The sequence below is a fragment of the Streptomyces sp. BHT-5-2 genome, assembly GCF_019774615.1.
Lineage (GTDB): Bacteria > Actinomycetota > Actinomycetes > Streptomycetales > Streptomycetaceae > Streptomyces.
In genome coordinates this window covers 485,205-501,802 of record NZ_CP081496.1, presented here as the reverse complement: position 1 = coordinate 501,802, position 16,598 = coordinate 485,205, and the positions used below count along the sequence as shown (strand labels likewise).

The window sequence follows — 16,598 nt, the reverse complement described above, 5'->3', positions numbered from 1 at the left end:
GGCCGTGGCCCGGCGGGCGCGGGGGTGCCGGGGGCTACAGCGCCAGATCCTTGATGATCTTGGCGACGTGGCCGGTGGCCTTGACGTTGTAGAGGGCCCGTTCGACCTTGCCGTCCTCGTCGACGACCACGGTGGAGCGGATCACCCCGGTGACGGTCTTGCCGTAGAGCTTCTTCTCGCCGAAGGCGCCGTAGGCGGTGAGCACCTCTTTGTCGGGGTCGCCGAGCAGGGTGACCTTCAGGTCCTCCTTCTCGCGGAACTTGGCGAGCTTCTCCGGCTTGTCGGGGGAGATGCCGATGACGTCGTAGCCGTGGCCGGCGAGGAAGTCGAGGTTGTCGGTGAAGTCGCAGGCCTGCTTGGTGCAGCCGGGGGTCAGTGCCGCGGGGTAGAAGTAGACGATGACCTTGCGTCCCTTGTGGTCGGCGAGCGAGACCTGCTTGCCGTCGGCGTCGGGGAGCGTGAAGGCGGGTGCGGTGTCGCCGGGCTGGAGTCGCTCACTCATGGTGGGTCTCCGTCTCCTTGCGGTGGTGCTGCGGATGGTCGGACGTCCCCGACATTAGCCAGCGGGGGGCCTGGTGTGCGGCGGGGGCGTCGTGGCGGCGCGAAACGGGGGTGCTGTGGGGCGCACGCGGGTGCGAGCTGACAGACTGTCCTTCACGAATCGGCACATGATCGAAGTGGCCGGTTCCGTACGAGGCGGCCCCGGTACGCGTCCGGCCCCCGTACGCATCGGCACGAGATGACGGAGGCGGCGCGGTGTCGGAAGCCAGGACCCCTGCCCAGATCGAGGCGGACATCGTCCGCAGGCGGCAGGATCTCGCCGTGACGCTCGACGAGATCGGCGTTCGGCTGCACCCGAAGACGATCATGGACGAGGCGAAGGCGAAGGCGACGGCGGCGGTGGACCGTACGGCGGGGCGGGCCTATGTGGCCGTCAACCGCCTGGTTTCGGACGTGCGCGGCCAGCTGGTGTCCGAGGAGGGGGCGCCGCGTCTGGAGCGGATCGTCCCGGTGGCCGTGGTCGGGGTGGCGGTGGTCGGTCTGCTGGTGCTGGGTTCGAAGAAGCGGCGCAAGTAGCGCGTTCCCGGGGCCCGTCCGGTCCACCGGATCCGGCCCGCGGTGCGTGAGTGCCGCCGTGGGACAGGTACGGTCGTGCCGTGAGCCCGAATAACACCAAGGACACCCACGACAAGCTGCCGATCCGGATGCTGCACGACCGTGTGCTGGTCCGGACGGACATCCCCGAGGGCGAGCGCCGTTCGTCCGGCGGCATCGTCATTCCCGCGACCGCGGCGGTCGGCCGTCGCCTGGCCTGGGCCGAGGTGGTCGCGGTGGGGCAGAACGTACGGACCGTCGAGGTGGGCGACCGGGTGCTCTACGACCCCGAGGACCGGGCGGAGGTCGAGGTGCGCGGGGTGGCGTACGTGCTGATGCGCGAGCGTGATCTGCACGCGGTGGCCGCGGAGCGCCTGGAGGGCGCCGACGACTCGACCGGTCTGTATCTGTAGCGCCGCGTTCGTGGCCGAGGGGCTCCCCCGTCGGCGGTGATCCGTGTCACCGCCGGTGGGGGAGCCTTTTGCTAGCCTCGGGGGCACCCGACGAGACGCGCCGTACCGGGTCAGGACAAGACGACGCACCCCTGTTGAAGCTCTTTCACGGAGGTGCCGTCATGGCATGGATCCTGCTCCTCGTCGCCGGTCTGCTGGAGGTCGGCTGGTCGATCGGGATGAAGTTCACCGACGGGTTCACCCGGCTGTGGCCCAGTGTGGCCACCGGCGCCGGCATCGTCGCCAGCATGGTGCTGCTCTCCTACGCGGCCCGGACTCTGCCGATCGGCACCGCGTACGGCGTCTGGGTCGGCATCGGCGCAGCCGGGGCGGCGGTGGTCGGCATGCTCGTGCTCGGCGAGCCGATGACCGCCGCGCGGATCTTCTTCATCTGTCTGCTGCTGGTGGCGGTGGTGGGGTTGAAGGCCACGTCCGGCCACTGACGGCGCCACCGGCCGACGGCCGCCGCCCGCCGGCCGGTCAGCCGCCGCCCCAGTGCCGGGTCAGTTCTTCCGCGTCGGGCGGGACCACGGTCGGGAACTCCTCGGTGGGTTCGGTGGTGGGCGGCAGGTCGGTGGGGGTCGGGGGCAGGGTCGGCTCGCCGGTCGGGCCGGTGGGGGCGCCGGTCCCGGTGGGCGTCCCGGTGCCGCTGGGGGTGGGGCTGCCGGACGGGCCGGTGCCGGGGGAGGCCGAATCGCTCGGGGACGCCGACGCATCGGCGGACGGCGAGGCGGACGGGCTGGGTTCGGCGCCCTCCTGGAGCCGCAGGTCGAAGTTGCGGACCGGGTGGCCGGCCAGCGCCGCCGACGTGTAGTCGGCCCAGATCCGGGCGGGGAAGTCGCCGCCGTTGACGCGGTCCAGGCCGGCCGCGCCGTAGAGCGGTTCCTGGGCGGCGGTCTGCGGGTGCTGGCCCAGGACGGCCACGACGGTGGCCAGGTCGGGGGTGTAGCCGGCGAACCAGGCGGCCTTGTCCTGCTCGGCGGTGCCGGTCTTGCCGGCCGCCGGGCGCCCGGCGGCCTGCGCGGCGGTGCCGGTGCCGCCGTCGACGACGCTGCGCAGGATGTGGGTGGTGGTGTCGGCGGCGGCCCGCTCGACGGCGGTGGTCTGCTCGCGCTCCGGCAGGTCGATCTCCTCGCCGGCTTTGGTGACGTGGTCGACCAGGGTGTACGGGAGCTGCCGGCCGTGCCGCGCCAGGGTCGCGTAGACCTCGGTCATGTCCAGCACGCTGGGGGTCGCGGTGCCCAGGGCGATGGCGCCCCGGGAGGCGGCGAGGCCGGGGGCGTCGGCGGGGACCCCGAGGGCGACCGCGGTCTTGCGGACGGTGCCCGGGCCGACGTCGATGCCCATCTGGGCGTAGACCGCGTTGACGGACTTGTCGGTGGCCTCGGTGACGGTGATCGGGCCGTAGGAGCGGTCGTCCTCGTTGGCGGGGGCGAAGCCGGTGGGGCGGCCGTGACTGATCGTCATTCGCTTGTCGGTGCCGTCGTAGACGGTGCGGGGGGTGATCGGGGAGCCGTCCTGGGTGACGGAGTGGTGCTGGACGGCGGCGGCGAAGACCAGCGGCTTGAAGGTGGAGCCGACCTGGTAGTCGCGCCGGGTGGCGCTGTTGACGTACTGCTTGGCGTAGTCGACGCCGCCGTAGAGGGCGACGACCCGGCCGGTGGCGGGGTCGATGGAGGCGCCGCCGGCCCGGACCGCGCGGTCCACCGCGCGGTCGCCGTCGAGCCGGTCCATCAGCTGGGTGCGGACGGATCTGACGAAGGCGTTCTGCCGCTTGCGGTCGATGGTGGTGGTGATGCGGTAGCCGCCGGCCCGGAGGGTGTTCTCGTCGACGACGTCGTGGCCGGTGAGGTAGTCCCGGACGGCTTCGACGAGATAGCCGCGCTGCCCGGAGAGGCCGGCCGAGGCGCGGGCCTGGACGAGGGCGGGGAAGGTCATCGCGGCGCGTTCGGCGCGGCCCAGCCACTTCTGCTCGACCATGCCGTCCAGCACGTAGTTCCAGCGGGCCACGGCGCGCGGCCGGTTCTCGGGGTGGGCGGTGATGTCGTAGGCGCTGGGGGCGTTGAGGAGCGCGGCGAGGTAGGCGCCCTCGGCGGTGGTCAGGGCGCCGACGTTCTTGCCGTAGTACGCCTGGGCGGCGGCCTGGATGCCGTAGGCGTTGCGGCCGTAGTAGCTGGTGTTGAGGTAGCCCTGGAGGATCTGGTCCTTGGACTCCTCGCGGTCCAGCTTGATGGCGATGAAGAACTCCTTGGCCTTGCGGGTGAGGGTCTGTTCCTGGCCGAGGTAGTAGTTCTTGACGTACTGCTGGGTGACGGTGGAGCCGGACTGTCTGCCCTTGCCGATGACGGTGTTCCAGGCGGCCCGCAGCATCGCGGCCGGGTCGACCGCGGACTCGGCGTAGAAGTCCCGGTCCTCGGCGGCCAGTACGGCCCGCTGGACGGTCCTGGGCACCTGGCCGAGCGGGACGTTCTCGCGGTTGACGTCGCCGTCGCGGGCCAGTTCCGTGCCGTCGGAGTAGAGGTAGACGTTGCTCTGCGCCTTCGCGGCGCTGTTGGCGGGCGGGATGCCGACGAGGAGGTAGCCGGCGGTCAGCCCGCCCACGATCAGCAGCAGCAGGAGCAGTACGCCGCCCACCGTCATCCGCCAGGTCGGCAGGAGCCGGCGCCAGCCCGTGCGCCGGGGGCGGGCGGCGGCTGCCGCGTCGGTCTCGTCGGGCTCGCCGGGCTCGCTGCCCGTGCCGTCGTGCCGCGCGTCGTCGCTCATGTCTGTGTGACTCCTCGGCCACCGCCGGAGGTTGTACCGCGGCGGAGCGGTGTCGTGTCAGGACCTGTGTGGTGTCGGGCGGGTGCGGACCGGGTGCGGGTCGTACGGACCGCGGTGCGGTGTGCCGTGCGGTGCGCGCGTGCGGTGTTCCATGCGCTATGCCGGGAAAGGCAACTGACGCCCGGTAGAAAACTTTCGCATCATCTGTCCCGTTCGTCGGGGGTGGCACGCAACCGCGTCCGCCCCGCGAGCGGCCGAACGCGCCCCTGCCCCACCCGAACGAGTGATAAATCGATGGTGCCCACCGCGGGCGGACCCTAGGCTCCGATGCCCGCCGTCCGCACACCCCGGACGGAACGGCCACCAACGGACCGGCCACGAGCCGATCGACCAGGAGCGGGGGGAGCACGGCGTGTTGTACGTCGCGGTGGCGGCCGGCAGCTTCCGGCGGTACGCCACCTACCGCGCCGCCACCGTCGCCGGCATCGTCACCAACACCGTCTTCGGCTTCATCATCGCCTACACCTACCTCGCCCTGTGGGACCAGCGGCCGCACCTGGGCGGCTACGGCCCGGCCCAGGCGCTGACCTTCGCCTGGGCCGGACAGGCCCTGCTGGCCGTCGCCCTGATCGCCACCGGCGGCCTGGACGAGCTCCAGGAGCGGATCCGCAGCGGCGACATCGCGGTGGACCTCTACCGGCCCGCCGACCTCCAGCTGTGGTGGCTCGCCGCGGACCTGGGCCGGGCCGGCCTCCAACTGCTCGGCCGCGGCGTGGTGCCGCTCGCGGTGGGCGCCCTGGCCTTCCCGCTGGCGCTCCCCGGCGACCCGCCGACCTGGGGCTGGTTCCTGCTGTCGGCGCTGCTGGGCGTCGTGGTCAGCTTCGCGCTGCGCTACCTCGTCGCACTGTCGGCGTTCTGGCTGCTGGACAGCTCCGGACTGGCCATGGTCGGCGGGCTGTCCTGCATGTTCTTCTCCGGGATGGTGCTGCCGCTGCGGGTCTTCCCCGGCGGACTGGCCGACGCCGCCCAGCTGCTGCCGTGGGCCGCGCTGCTCCAGGTCCCGGCCGACATCCTGATCGGCGCCCGGACCGGCCCGGCGCTGCTGCGCGGACTGGCGTTCCAGGCGGCCTGGGCGGCGGCGCTGCTGGCCCTGGGGCGCCTGGTGCAGTCGGCCGCCACCCGCAAGGTGGTGGTCCAGGGTGGCTAGCCGGGACGGCGGCCCCGGCGCACCCGAGGGTCCGCTGCGCGCCCTCGGGCACGGGGTGTACGCGTACGGGCTGATCGCCTGGATGTGGGTGCGCTCCACGCTCGCCTACCGGACCTCGTTCGCCCTGATGACGTTCGGCAACTTCGCCGGCAGCGCACTGGACTTCGCCGCGATCCTGCTGATGTTCTCCCGGGTCCGCGCGCTCGGCGGCTTCACCCTCCCCGAGGTCGCCTTCCTCTACGGCACCTGCAGCCTCGCGCTGGGCCTCGCCGACCTGGTCGTCGGCAACGTGGAGCGGCTGGGCGCCCGGATCCGCGACGGCACCCTCGACACCCTGCTGCTGCGCCCCGCCCCGGTCTACGCCCAGATCGCCGCGGACCGCTTCGCGCTGCGCCGGCTGGGCCGCACCGCCCAGGGGCTGCTGGTGCTGCTGTGGTCGACCGGCCGGATCGCGGTGGACTGGACACCCGGCCGGATCCTGATGGTGCCGCTGATGACGGTGTGCGGCGCGGTGATCTTCGGCGCGGTCTACACCGCCGGCGCGGCCTTCCAGTTCTGGGCGCAGGACGCCGCCGAGCTCCAGAACTCCCTCACCTACGGCGGCAACACCCTGCTCCAGTACCCGCCGACGGTGTTCGCCCGCGACCTGGTCCGCGGCGTCACCTTCGTCGTCCCGCTGGCCTTCGTCAACTGGCTGCCCGCACTGTGGCTGCTGGGCCGCCCCTACCCCCTCGGCCTGCCGGTCTGGACGGCCTTCCTGGGCCCCGCGGTGGCCGCGCTGATGGCCGCGGGCGCCGCACTGGCCTGGCGGCACGGCGTCCGCGCCTACCGCAGCACCGGCAGCTGACCCCACGACACGAAGCACCACCACACCAAGTCATATGGAACGAAAGGGAGTTGCTGCCATGGACGCGGTGGGCGGGGATCCGCTGATCGAGCTGACGGGCGTCGAGAAGGTCTTCACCGTCCGCCGCCGGGCGGGCCGCTGGCGCCGCACCCGGCACCAGGTCCGTGCCGTCGACGGCCTCACCTTCCAGGTGCCGCGCGGCGAGATGGTCGGTTACATCGGGCCCAACGGCGCCGGGAAGTCCACCACCATCAAGATGCTCACCGGCATCCTGGTGCCCAGCGGCGGCCGGCTGCGGGTCGCCGGCATCGACCCCTCCCGGGAGCGCACCCGCCTCGCCCGCCGCATCGGCGTGGTCTTCGGACAGCGCACCACCCTGTGGTGGGACCTGCCGCTGAAGGACTCCTACGAGCTGGTGCGCCGGATGTACCGCGTCCCGGCCGCCGTCTTCCGCGCCAACCTCGACCGCTGCGTGGAACTCCTCGACCTCGCACCCCTGTTGGAGGTGCCGGTCCGCCAGCTCTCGCTCGGCCAGCGGATGCGCGGCGACATCGCCGCCGCGCTGCTGCACGACCCCGACGTGCTCTACCTCGACGAGCCCACCATCGGCCTGGACGTCGTCAGCAAGGCCAGGGTCCGCTCGTTCCTGCGCGAGGTCAACGCCGAACGCGGCGTCACGGTCCTGCTGACCACCCACGACCTCACCGACATCGAGCAGTTGTGCCGCCGGGTGATGGTCATCGACCACGGCCGGCTGGTCTTCGACGGGGACCTGGCCGGGCTGCGCGCCGCCGCGGACGGCGAGCGCACCCTGGTGGTGGACCTGGCCGAGGAACTCCCGCCCATCGAGGGCGTTCCCGGCGCCCGCACGGTGAAGGTGGAGGGCCCGCGGCAGTGGCTGGCGTTCCCCGCCGAGCGCAGCGCGGCCCCCCTGGTGACGGCGGTCGCCGCCCGCTATCCGCTGGTGGACCTCGCGGTGCGCGAACCCGACATCGAGACCCTGATCGCCGAGCTCTACGCGGGCGGCGGCGCGGCCCGCCGAGACCCCGGCACCCCGCCCCGGCGGCCCCGCACCGCACACCGCGGACTTTCCGCCCCTGATCCAACGGACACGCCCTAATCTGTCCGTATGACTGACGAACGGCTCCCCCAGCTGCGCGCCTCCGACGCCGACCGCGAGCGGGTGACCGAGATCCTGCGGGACGCCCTCGCCGAGGGCCGGCTGGACATGGCGGAGTTCGACGAGCGGTTCGACGCCGCCTACAAGGCCCGCACCTACGGGGAACTGGAGCGGCTCACCGCCGACCTGCCGGCGGCCGCCGCGCCCCCGCTCTCGCTCCGCAAGGAGCCGCTGCCCGACGGCGCGGTGGACTGGTCCGCGCGGATCCGCGAGGGCGCCCAGGGCTCCACGACCGGCATCGCCGTCATGGGCGGCTTCGAGCGCAAGGGCCGGTGGACGATCGGACGCCGCTTCACCGCGCTGTGCCTCATGGGCGGCGGCGAACTCGACCTGCGCGAGGCCGACTTCGCCGAGCGGGAGGTCCGGATCGACGTCTGGACGGTGATGGGCGGGGTCAACGTCGTCGTGCCGCCGGGCGTCGAGGTCGAGGTGCGCGGGCTGGGCATCATGGGCGGCTTCGACTCCCGGGAGGACGGGGTGCCGGGCCAGCCCGGCGCACCCCGGGTGATCGTCTCGGGGCTGGCCCTGATGGGCGGCGTCGGCGTGGAGCGCAAGCTGCCCAAGGAGGAGCAGCGGCGCCTCAAGGCCGAACACAAGGAGGAGCGGCGCCGGCTCAAGGAGGAGCGCCGGAAGCGCCGCGAACTGGACTGACCGGGACCGCCGGGCTCAGAGCGCGGCGGGCGCGGCCTGCCGCAGGCCGTCCACGTCCACCGCGTCGGCCATCGCACGGTAGCCGGCGTCGCTGGGGTGCAGATGGTCGCCGGAGTCGTACGCCGGCAGCAGCCGCAGCGGGTGCGCCGGATCGCGCAGCGCCCGGTCGAAGTCGACGACGTCGTCGTAGACGGCTCCGGAACGGATCAGGCGGTTGACCTGTTCGCGTACCGCGTTGAGCCGTCGGGAGTAGCCGCGGTGCCCGCCGAACGGCGTGAGGGTGCTGCCGGTGACCCGCAGCCCGCGGGCGTGCGCCCGCCGCACCACCTCCCGCATCCCCGCCACGACCTTCCGCGAGTCGAGCTGGCGCGGCGCCTTGAACAGGTCGTTCACGCCGATCTCGACCACCACCGCCTTCACGCCCGTACGGGACAGCACGTCACGGTCCAGACGGGAGAGCAGGCTGGGGCCGTTGGTGGGGGCGAGGCGGCTGCTGTCGGTGAGCAGGCGGTTGCCGCTGATGCCGGTGTTGAGGACGCCGTAGCGGGGGGCGCCCGGCTCGTCCCGCAGCCGGGCCGCCAGGAAGTCCGTCCAGCGGTGGTTGGCGCCGGGCGTGGAGGTGATGCCGTCGGTGATCGAGTCGCCGATCGCCACCACCGCACCGCGTGCCCTGGTGGTCCACACGTCCACGCCGGTCAGATAGCGCCAGTACGGACTCTGCTCCGTATAGGCGGTGCCCGCGGAGTCCTCCGTGCGGTCGCCGCGCGCCAGATAGGACGTCTGGCGGGCGTAGGGGTGGTAGGTGGCCGGCCCCGAGGGGGCCGGGGAGTACGTGGTGACCAGCAGGTCGGCGTTGCCGGGGACGGCCAGCCGGACCGGGTCGCTGGTGAGCTCGCCGCCGATCGGCAGCGTCACCGACGGCTTGCCGCCGAACGTCAGCCGGCGCATGCTGCCGGCCGTGGCGATCGGACTGCCGCTGCCCGCCGACAGGGCCAACGAGGCGTGGCTGAGCGGCAGCGGGCGGGTGCCGTAGAGGTTGGACAGCCGGATCCGGGCGCTGGAGCCGCCGACGCTGGTGTGCACGACGTTCCGGATCGACATCTGCGCATAGCCGTCCTTGGTGCCGGGCTCCGCCGAGGCCACCGCCGCCGACCAGGTGCCGACCCACTGCCCGGAGACCGCCGGCGCCGCCGAGGTCCGCGGCTCGGGCGGCGCGCCGCCCGGGAGGCCGGGAGTGCCGTCGAAACCGGCGAATATCGCCGCCGAGATCAGCACCACCACCGACGCCAGGCCGGCGAGCAGGGTGTATCCCACGCGTCTGGTCATGCCGGAGGGGTCTCCAGGGGGCTGGCGGAGCTGCGCGCTCCGGGCGGACTGGGGGCACTCCCACCCGGCGGTGGCCGGAGGAGGGCGGCGGGCCGCGGACGCCCGGTGAACAGCGTCGTCGCGGTCCGGCCGGTGATCAATGATCCCACGTACCCCCCTCAGGCCGCCCGGCGCCCTGCTCCGGATCGGGTGTCCCGGGCACCGGGAACTCGTGGCGGGTTCCGGTAGTAGGGCACTGTGGGACACATACGGGCGTACGGCCTGTACGGTCGGCGGGGGACACGGCGGGAGCGGTGGAGCGGATGGACGACACGACGACCGAGGGGGCGCGGGCCGCGGAGCCGGTGCCCGCGGCGGGCGGCGCCCCGGGCGGCCGCCCGGCGCCCGGCGGCTTCCGCTACAGCGCCGCCGACGCCGAGAAACGGCAGGCCGTCCGCCGGATGAAGACCCTGGCCACCGGGCTGCTGCTGGCCGTGGCCGTGGTCTACGCCCTGGCGAAGTGGGCCGGGGCGGCCGGCGCCGGCGCGTGGACGGGCTTCGTGGCGGCGGCCGCCGAGGCCGGCATGGTCGGCGCGCTGGCCGACTGGTTCGCGGTCACCGCGCTGTTCAAACGGCCCATGGGCCTGCCGATCCCGCACACCGCGATCATCCCCACCAAGAAGGACCAGCTCGGGCAGAGCCTGGGCGACTTCGTGGGGGAGAACTTCCTCTCCGGCGAGGTGGTCCGCCGCCGGCTGCGCTCGGTCGGCATCGGCGCCCGGCTCGGCCGCTGGCTCGCCGAGCCGGGCAACGCCGACCGGGTCACCGCCGAGCTGTCCACCGCGCTGCGCGGCGCGCTGACCGTACTGCGCGACTCCGACGTCCAGGCGGTCGTCGGCGAGGCCATCACCCGCCGCGCGGACGCCCAGGAGGTCGCGCCCGGCATCGGCGCCCTGCTGGAGAAGATCGTCGCCGAGGGCGGCCACACCCGGGTCGTGGACCTGGTCTGCGCCCGCGCCCACGACTGGCTGGTCGACCACGGCGACGCGGTGCTCGCCGCGGTCTCCGGCGGCGCCCCCGGATGGACCCCGCGCTTCGTCGACCGCAGGGTGGGCGACCGCGTCTACAAGGAACTCCTGCGCTTCGTCACCGAGATGCGCGACATGCCCGACCACCCGGCACGCGGCGCGGTGGACCGCTTCCTGACCGACTTCGCCGCCGACCTGCGCTCCGACCCCGGCACCCGCGAGAAGGTCGAACGGCTCAAGTCCGAGGTGCTGGGCCGCGGCGAGGTGCAGGACCTGATCGCCTCCGCCTGGGGCGCGGTCCGCGCGATGATCGTGGCCGCCGCCGAGGACGAACAGAGCGAGCTGCGGCTGCGGGTACGCGCCGCACTGCTCTCCCTGGGCGCCCGGCTGGCCACCGACGCCCGGCTCCGCGACAAGGTCGACGGCTGGCTGGAGGGCGCCGCGGTCTACGTCGTGACGACGTACCAGGGCGAGATCACCGCCCTGATCACCGACACCGTCGCCGGCTGGGACGCCGAACACACCTCCAAGAAGATCGAGGCCCACATCGGCCGCGACCTGCAGTTCATCCGCATCAACGGCACGGTGGTGGGCGCCCTGGCGGGCCTGTGCATCTATGCGGTCTCCCAAGCGGTGGGCGGCTGACGCCGCCGGTTTTCCCCACGTCGTCGGCGTGTCCGCCGTAGGGGTTCGCCTTGCTTGCGCCTGGCGGCGCGGGGCCGCTGCGCGGGGGCTGTTCCGGCCCGCTTCGCGGGCGTTGTTGGTCCGCTGCGCGGGGCCGGTCCGCTGCGCGGGGCGTTTCCGGCCCGCTGCGCGGGCGTTGCGGGTCCGCTGCGCGGGGCTGTCGGGTGCGGTGACGGGCCTCCGGGGCAGGGGTGTGCCGGACTGCTGCGCTTTACGTCCGGCACACCCCTGCCCCTCCGACCCGTCCCCTCCCGTTGGAGGGTGAATTCCAACCCAGTTGGGGCTGCACGCCCGGTGGGCGAGTGCCCCCCAGTGGACTGATGGGCGACCGTCCCTCAACGAGTGACCGTCAGCCCTCAACAAGCGACCGTCAGCGGACCAGCCGGCTCAGCCCCCACCCACCGTCTTATGACCCCCAACGGGAGGGGACGGGCCGGAGGGGGTGGTGTGTCGGACGTAAAGCGCAGCAGTCCGACACACCACCCCCGCAGGCCCGGCACCGCACCCAACAGCCCCGCGCAGCGGCAAACCAATGCCCGCGAAGCGGTGCCGGAACAGCCCCGCGCAGCGGACCGGCAATGCCCGCGCAGCGGCAACACAATCAATGCGCCGCAGGCGCAAAGGCCAAGCGCCGCCAGGCGCAAAAAGGCGAACCCCTACGGCGGGAAAGCCCACAACGTGGGAGGCAAGCCAAGCGCAGCGGATAGGCTAGGGCCACGTGCAAACCCAGTCACCGCCCCCGGGGTCCCGAAGGCGCAGCGCGCTGCTCTGGCTGCTGTTGCCCTACGTGCTGTTCCTGCTCGTGCTGCCGGCCGTCAACCGCGTCACCCCGACCGTGCTCGGCCTGCCGTTGCTCTTCTTCTGGATGCTGCTCGCGATCCTGCTGACCCCGGTGTCGGTGTGGCTGGCGCGCCGTGGCGACCTCCGGCGCGGCCACGGCCGGGACGGCGGCGGAACGACCGGGGGGTGCCCGTGAACGCCGCCGTCGCCACCGCGGTCTTCGCCGCGTTCATGCTGCTGACCGTCGTCCTGGGGCTGCTCGCGGTCCGCGGGCGGACGGCCGGCGGAGGGCTCACCGAGTGGTCGGTGGGCGGGCGGAGCCTGGGCGCCGTCTTCATCTGGGTGCTGATGGCCGGCGAGAGCTACACCAGCTTCAGCTACCTCGGCGCGGCCGGCTGGGGCTACAACTTCGGCGCCCCGGTGCTCTACGTCGTGGCCTACATGTCCTGCGGCTACGCCGTCGGCTATGTCGTCGGCCCGATGCTGTGGGCCTACGCCCGCCGGCACGGCCTGGTCGGCATCACCGACATCGTCGCCCACCGCTACCGCCGGCCCTGGCTCGGCGCCGCCGTCGCCGTCCTCGCCACTGTCTGCCTGCTGCCCTACATCCAGCTCCAGATCACCGGCATGGGCGTGGTCGTCTCGACCCTCTCCTACGGCACGATCAGCCTCGACTGGGCCTATTTCATCGGCTTCGCGGTGACCACCGGCTTCGTCGTCGTCAGCGGACTGCGCGGCAGCGCCTGGGTGTCGGTCCTCAAGGACATCCTGGTCGTCGTCACCCTCGGCTTCCTCGCGGTGTACGTCCCGCTGCACTACTTCGGCGGCTACGGACCCTTCCTGGACCGCGTCGTCGCCGAGAAGCCGCAGTGGCTGACCTTCCCCGGCCACGCCTCCAACGGCCTGGGCCAGACATGGTTCGTCACCACCACCGTGATCAACTCCCTGACGGTGGTGATCTTCCCGACGACGGTGGCCGGCTACCTGGGCGCCCGCAACGCCGACGCCCTGCGCCGCAACGCGATGTATCTGCCCTTCTACAACGTCCTGTTGTTCGTGCCGATGCTGCTGGGGCTGGCGGCGCTGTTCGTCGTGCCGGGTCTGACCGGCGCCGATTCCAACCTCGCACTGTTCAAGCTCGTCGTGGACTCCCTGCCGGCCTGGGCGGTCGGTGTGATCGGGGCGGCCGCGGCGCTCTCCTCGATCGTGCCGATGGCGGTCTTCATGCTGGTCATCGGCACGATGTGGGGGCGGAGCGTGCTCGGCGCGGTGCCGCGCCTGGCGTCCCGCCAGAAACTCTGGTCGCAGGTGGTCGTGGTGGTCGCCGGGGCCCTCGCGCTGATGCTCACCTACACCGCGCCCACCACCCTCGTCCGGCTCTCCCTGATCTCCTACGAGGGCATGGCCCAGCTGGTGCCGATGCTCCTCCTGGGGCTGCTGTGGCGGCGGTTGACGATGTACGCGGCGGTGAGCGGTCTGGCGGCGGGCTTCACCGTGGTGTGCGTCCTGGTCTTCGGCGGCCACGATCCCGTCTGGGGCGTGAACGCCGGCATCGTCGGGCTCGCGGTGAACGTCGTGGTGGCCCTGGCGGTCACCTGGCTCGGCTCGCGTGAACGCGGCGACGACCGCCCGGACGCCGAAGTGCTGGCGCTGGACGACGAGTTCCCTCGGGCCGGGGAGGCGGCCGGGGCCGGGGCGGCGGAGGCGCACGACACCCGGTGACGCCCGTGCCCGCCACCGGCCGCAGCTCACCGCCGTTCGCCGCCAGTCCCTGTCGTTCCCTGTCGTTCACTGCCGAGGGTGAATCCTCGAACTGGTTGTCGCGGCCGGTCGCGGGTGCGGTTACCCTGGAACGGACGGTCGGACCGGAATCGGATCGCCGACCGAGAGCGACGCAAGCGCGGGGGAGCGCGAAGGGGGGACACCGGATGTACCGCATCGTCGATGCCTGGCGGCTCTACACCGGCGCGCTGTTCTTCCTGCTCGCCGGACTCCTGCTCGCCCAGAGCGGGCTGACGACGTCCCTCGCCGCCGCCGCGACCACCGCCGCGGTGCTGCTGCTGTGCAGCGCCCTCGCCCTGGCCGCCACCGCCCGCCCGGTTCCACCGGGCCGCATACGCACGGCCATCCGCGACCGCGAGCGCCGTACGGCCTTCCTTCCGCAACGCGACCCCGACGCCGCCGGCCGCCCGCGCCCGCGAGCACCGGGCCGGGCCCTCCCGGCGGCCGCGTAGCCGCTCCGGCGCACCTCCCGACGTCCGGCTGCACTCGGGCACTTGCCCGGTCCCTGGCCTGCCCTGCCCTGCTCGGCCTGGCCCGGACCGTGCTCTGATCAGCCACGTCCCGACCCCCGACCGGTCCCACCGCTGCGCCGGTGCGTGCCCGCGCGGCTCGTCACGCCGTCTCTCCGTTCCGGCACGACGAGACCCGTGGAGGGCTCACCCATGTCCGTTTTCGACATCCTCGGCGCGGCGCTGGCGCGCGGTGCCCAGCTCATCGAACCGCTCTTCGGCGCCGCGGCCACCGCCGCCGCCATCGTCCTGTTCACCCTCGGCGTCCGCGCCGCCCTGCATCCGCTCGCCCGCGCGGCGGCCCGCGGCGAGAAGGCCCGCGCCGCCCTCGCCCCCCAGATCGCCGCCCTCCAGCGCAAACACGGCGGCGACCGGGAGCGCCTCCAGCAGGCGATGAGCGACCTCTACGCCAAGAGCGGCTCCTCGCCGCTGGCCGGCTGCCTGCCGAGCCTGCTCCAGATCCCGGTCTTCTTCGTGATGTACCACCTCTTCTCCACCGGCGGCGGCACCCTGCTGAACCACACCCTGCTGGGCGCGCCGCTCGGCGGCACCTGGCGCCGGGCCCTCGCCGACGGCGGACCGACCGGCCCTCAGAGCCTGGTCTACCTCGCGCTGTTCGCCCTGATCGCGGCGGTCGCCACCTGGAACTACCGCCGCGCCCGGGCCGCGGCGGCCGCCGCCCCGACCCCCGCCGCGTCCACCACGGCCCCGGGCCTGGGCGCACTCGGCAAGCTGATGCCGCTGCTGTCCTTCGGCACGCTGATCACGGTCGCGGTGGTCCCGCTGGCGGCCGGCCTCTACCTGGTGACGAGCACGACCTGGACGGCCTGCGAGCGCGCCCTCCTCCACCGCACCCGGAAGCCGGCGAACGCCGATGCCCCGGCAGCGGACGACAAGGCCACCGGCACCCGCAAGCCGGTGACGAGCACCACCGGGCAGCCGCGGCCGCAGCCCGACTCGACCCCCGCTGCCCCCTCCCCGGCGCCGCGGGCGGTGCGGCGGGGCGGCGCCAAGTCCCGGGCCGCGCGGCAGCAGGCGGCCCGGGCCAGGGCCAATGCCGCCGCGCGCCGACGGCCCGACGGCGCCCCGGTCGTCACTACCCCTCAGTAACGGTCCAGTCCGTGAACGGGGTCTTGCAGAGTGGACCCCGTTCTTGGAGGATCAGCCAAATCGCTCGATGGCCGTCCCCATCGGCCGGTCCGGGAGGCCCCTCCCGGACCGACCCTTCGACCACGGGAGTTGTGACGATGAAGCTGCTGCGTGTCGGACCGGTGGGGGCGGAACGCCCGGCGCTGCTCGACGGGACCGGTGTGCTGCGGGACCTGTCGGGCCTGGTCACGGACATCGACGGTGCACTGCTCGCGGACGACGCGGCACTCGCCCGGATCCGGGCCGCCGCGGCCGCCGGCGACCTGCCCGTACTGGACGGCGCCGGGCTCCGCATCGGACCGCCGGTCGCCCGGATCGGCAAGGTCGTGTGCATCGGGCTGAACTACCACGACCACGCCCGGGAGACCGGGGCCGCCACCCCCGCGGAGCCGATCGTCTTCCTGAAGGCCCCGGACACCGTCGTCGGCCCCGACGACGACGTGCTCATCCCGCGCGGCAGCGTCAAGACCGACTGGGAGGTCGAGCTGGCGGTGGTCATCGGCCGTACCGTCCGCTATCTGGAGAACGACGAGCAGGCGCGGGCGGCGGTGGCCGGTTACGCGGTGGCGCACGACGTGTCCGAGCGCGCCTTCCAGATCGAGCGCGGCGGCCAGTGGGACAAGGGCAAGAACTGCGAGACGTTCAACCCGCTGGGCCCGTGGCTGGTGACCGCCGACGAGGTACCGGACCCGCAGGCACTGGGCATCCGGCTGTGGGTCAACGGCGAGCTGAGACAGGACGGCTCGACCGCCGAGCAGATCTTCCCGGTGGCCGAAGTGGTCCGCTACGTGAGCCAGTTCATGACCCTCTACCCGGGCGACGTGATCAACACCGGCACCCCGGCGGGAGTGGCGATGGGCCAACCCGACCCCAAGCCGTATCTTCGGGCCGGCGATGTGGTGGAACTGGAGATCGACGGGTTGGGGCGCCAAAGCCAGGCGCTGCGCTTGGCTTGATCCCCACGTTGTCGGCTGTCCCGCCGTAGGGGTTCGCCTTTTTTGCGCCTGGCGGCGCTTGGCCTTTGCGCCTGCGGCGCATTGATTGTGTTGCCGCTGCGCGGGCGTTGCCGGTCCGCTGCGCGGGGGCTGTTCCGGCCCGCTTCGCGGGCGTTGCGGGTCCGCTGCGCGGGGCTGTTGGGTGCGGTGCCGGGCCGGAGGGGGTGGTGT

General features: G+C 73.2%; 16 protein-coding genes and 1 riboswitch. Of the genes, 13 read left to right on the top strand and 3 right to left on the bottom strand.

The window, feature by feature from the left end; translation table 11 throughout:
* Nucleotides 1-34: 34 nt before the first annotated feature.
* Entirely contained in the window at nt 35-502 is a 468-nt protein-coding gene (bcp, locus tag K2224_RS02120; protein WP_221904945.1) for a thioredoxin-dependent thiol peroxidase, read from the bottom strand.
* Nucleotides 503-756: 254 nt separating this feature from the next.
* Here bcp and K2224_RS02115 point away from each other — a divergent pair, with 254 nt between their 5' ends.
* From K2224_RS02115 to K2224_RS02105, 3 genes are all read left to right on the top strand, one after another.
* A complete protein-coding gene (locus K2224_RS02115) occupies nt 757-1,077 on the top strand; it encodes a DUF3618 domain-containing protein (protein WP_221904944.1) in 321 nt (106 codons plus the stop codon).
* Nucleotides 1,078-1,205: 128 nt separating this feature from the next.
* Complete coding sequence (locus tag K2224_RS02110) at nt 1,206-1,508, top strand: co-chaperone GroES (RefSeq protein ID WP_044363777.1); 303 nt, start codon at nt 1,206-1,208, stop codon at nt 1,506-1,508.
* A 69-nt stretch (nt 1,509-1,577) separates the two neighbouring features.
* Nucleotides 1,578-1,638, top strand: a riboswitch (guanidine-III (ykkC-III) riboswitch).
* Nucleotides 1,639-1,669: 31 nt separating this feature from the next.
* Nucleotides 1,670-1,990 (top strand): multidrug efflux SMR transporter, encoded by a 321-nt coding sequence (locus K2224_RS02105; RefSeq protein WP_221904943.1) that lies wholly within the window; start codon nt 1,670-1,672, stop codon nt 1,988-1,990.
* 37 nt (nt 1,991-2,027) lie between these two features.
* Here K2224_RS02105 and K2224_RS02100 read toward each other — a convergent pair whose 3' ends face one another.
* Nucleotides 2,028-4,310 carry a transglycosylase domain-containing protein gene (locus K2224_RS02100; protein ID WP_221904942.1) on the bottom strand — a complete coding sequence of 761 codons (2,283 nt, stop codon included), beginning with the start codon at nt 4,308-4,310 and terminating at the stop codon, nt 2,028-2,030.
* A gap of 412 nt (nt 4,311-4,722) precedes the next feature.
* Between K2224_RS02100 and K2224_RS02095 the strand changes: the two genes are divergently transcribed.
* The 4 genes from K2224_RS02095 (at nt 4,723) to K2224_RS02080 (ending at nt 8,195) form a co-directional block, all read left to right on the top strand.
* On the top strand, nt 4,723-5,517 hold the full coding sequence (locus K2224_RS02095) for an ABC-2 family transporter protein (protein ID WP_221904941.1): 795 nt from the start codon (nt 4,723-4,725) through the stop codon (nt 5,515-5,517).
* Between the two features lie 82 nt (nt 5,518-5,599).
* Nucleotides 5,600-6,364 (top strand): ABC transporter permease, encoded by a 765-nt coding sequence (locus K2224_RS02090; protein WP_399019937.1) that lies wholly within the window; start codon nt 5,600-5,602, stop codon nt 6,362-6,364.
* Nucleotides 6,365-6,422: 58 nt separating this feature from the next.
* Nucleotides 6,423-7,484: an ATP-binding cassette domain-containing protein gene (locus K2224_RS02085; protein ID WP_260692302.1), complete on the top strand. Its 1,062-nt coding sequence runs from the start codon at nt 6,423-6,425 to the stop codon at nt 7,482-7,484.
* Nucleotides 7,485-7,493: 9 nt separating this feature from the next.
* Nucleotides 7,494-8,195 (top strand): DUF1707 domain-containing protein, encoded by a 702-nt coding sequence (locus K2224_RS02080; RefSeq protein ID WP_221904940.1) that lies wholly within the window; start codon nt 7,494-7,496, stop codon nt 8,193-8,195.
* A 15-nt stretch (nt 8,196-8,210) separates the two neighbouring features.
* Here the strand turns inward: K2224_RS02080 and K2224_RS02075 are convergent, their stop codons facing one another.
* The gene (locus tag K2224_RS02075) at nt 8,211-9,521 is read right to left on the bottom strand and encodes an SGNH/GDSL hydrolase family protein (protein ID WP_221904939.1); all 1,311 of its coding nucleotides are present in this window, start codon (nt 9,519-9,521) and stop codon (nt 8,211-8,213) included.
* Between the two features lie 302 nt (nt 9,522-9,823).
* On the opposite strand from K2224_RS02075, the gene K2224_RS02070 reads away from it, so the two are divergent.
* The 6 genes from K2224_RS02070 to K2224_RS02045 all read left to right on the top strand — a co-directional run bounded on the left by K2224_RS02070 (nt 9,824) and on the right by K2224_RS02045 (nt 16,388).
* Nucleotides 9,824-11,173, top strand: coding sequence for a DUF445 domain-containing protein (locus K2224_RS02070; protein WP_221904938.1), 1,350 nt, complete (start codon nt 9,824-9,826; stop codon nt 11,171-11,173).
* 757 nt (nt 11,174-11,930) lie between these two features.
* Nucleotides 11,931-12,188 carry a DUF3311 domain-containing protein gene (locus tag K2224_RS02065; protein ID WP_221904937.1) on the top strand — a complete coding sequence of 86 codons (258 nt, stop codon included), beginning with the start codon at nt 11,931-11,933 and terminating at the stop codon, nt 12,186-12,188.
* Nucleotides 12,185-13,714 (top strand): sodium:solute symporter, encoded by a 1,530-nt coding sequence (locus tag K2224_RS02060; RefSeq protein ID WP_221904936.1) that lies wholly within the window; start codon nt 12,185-12,187, stop codon nt 13,712-13,714. Before K2224_RS02065 ends, K2224_RS02060 begins: the two co-directional genes overlap by 4 nt.
* A 206-nt stretch (nt 13,715-13,920) precedes the next feature.
* The gene (locus K2224_RS02055) at nt 13,921-14,226 is read left to right on the top strand and encodes a DUF6412 domain-containing protein (RefSeq protein WP_221904935.1); all 306 of its coding nucleotides are present in this window, start codon (nt 13,921-13,923) and stop codon (nt 14,224-14,226) included.
* Between the two features lie 210 nt (nt 14,227-14,436).
* Nucleotides 14,437-15,393: a YidC/Oxa1 family membrane protein insertase gene (locus K2224_RS02050; protein ID WP_221904934.1), complete on the top strand. Its 957-nt coding sequence runs from the start codon at nt 14,437-14,439 to the stop codon at nt 15,391-15,393.
* A 137-nt stretch (nt 15,394-15,530) separates the two neighbouring features.
* On the top strand, nt 15,531-16,388 hold the full coding sequence (locus tag K2224_RS02045; RefSeq protein ID WP_221904933.1) for a fumarylacetoacetate hydrolase family protein: 858 nt from the start codon (nt 15,531-15,533) through the stop codon (nt 16,386-16,388).
* The last annotated feature ends 210 nt before the right edge of the window (nt 16,389-16,598 follow it).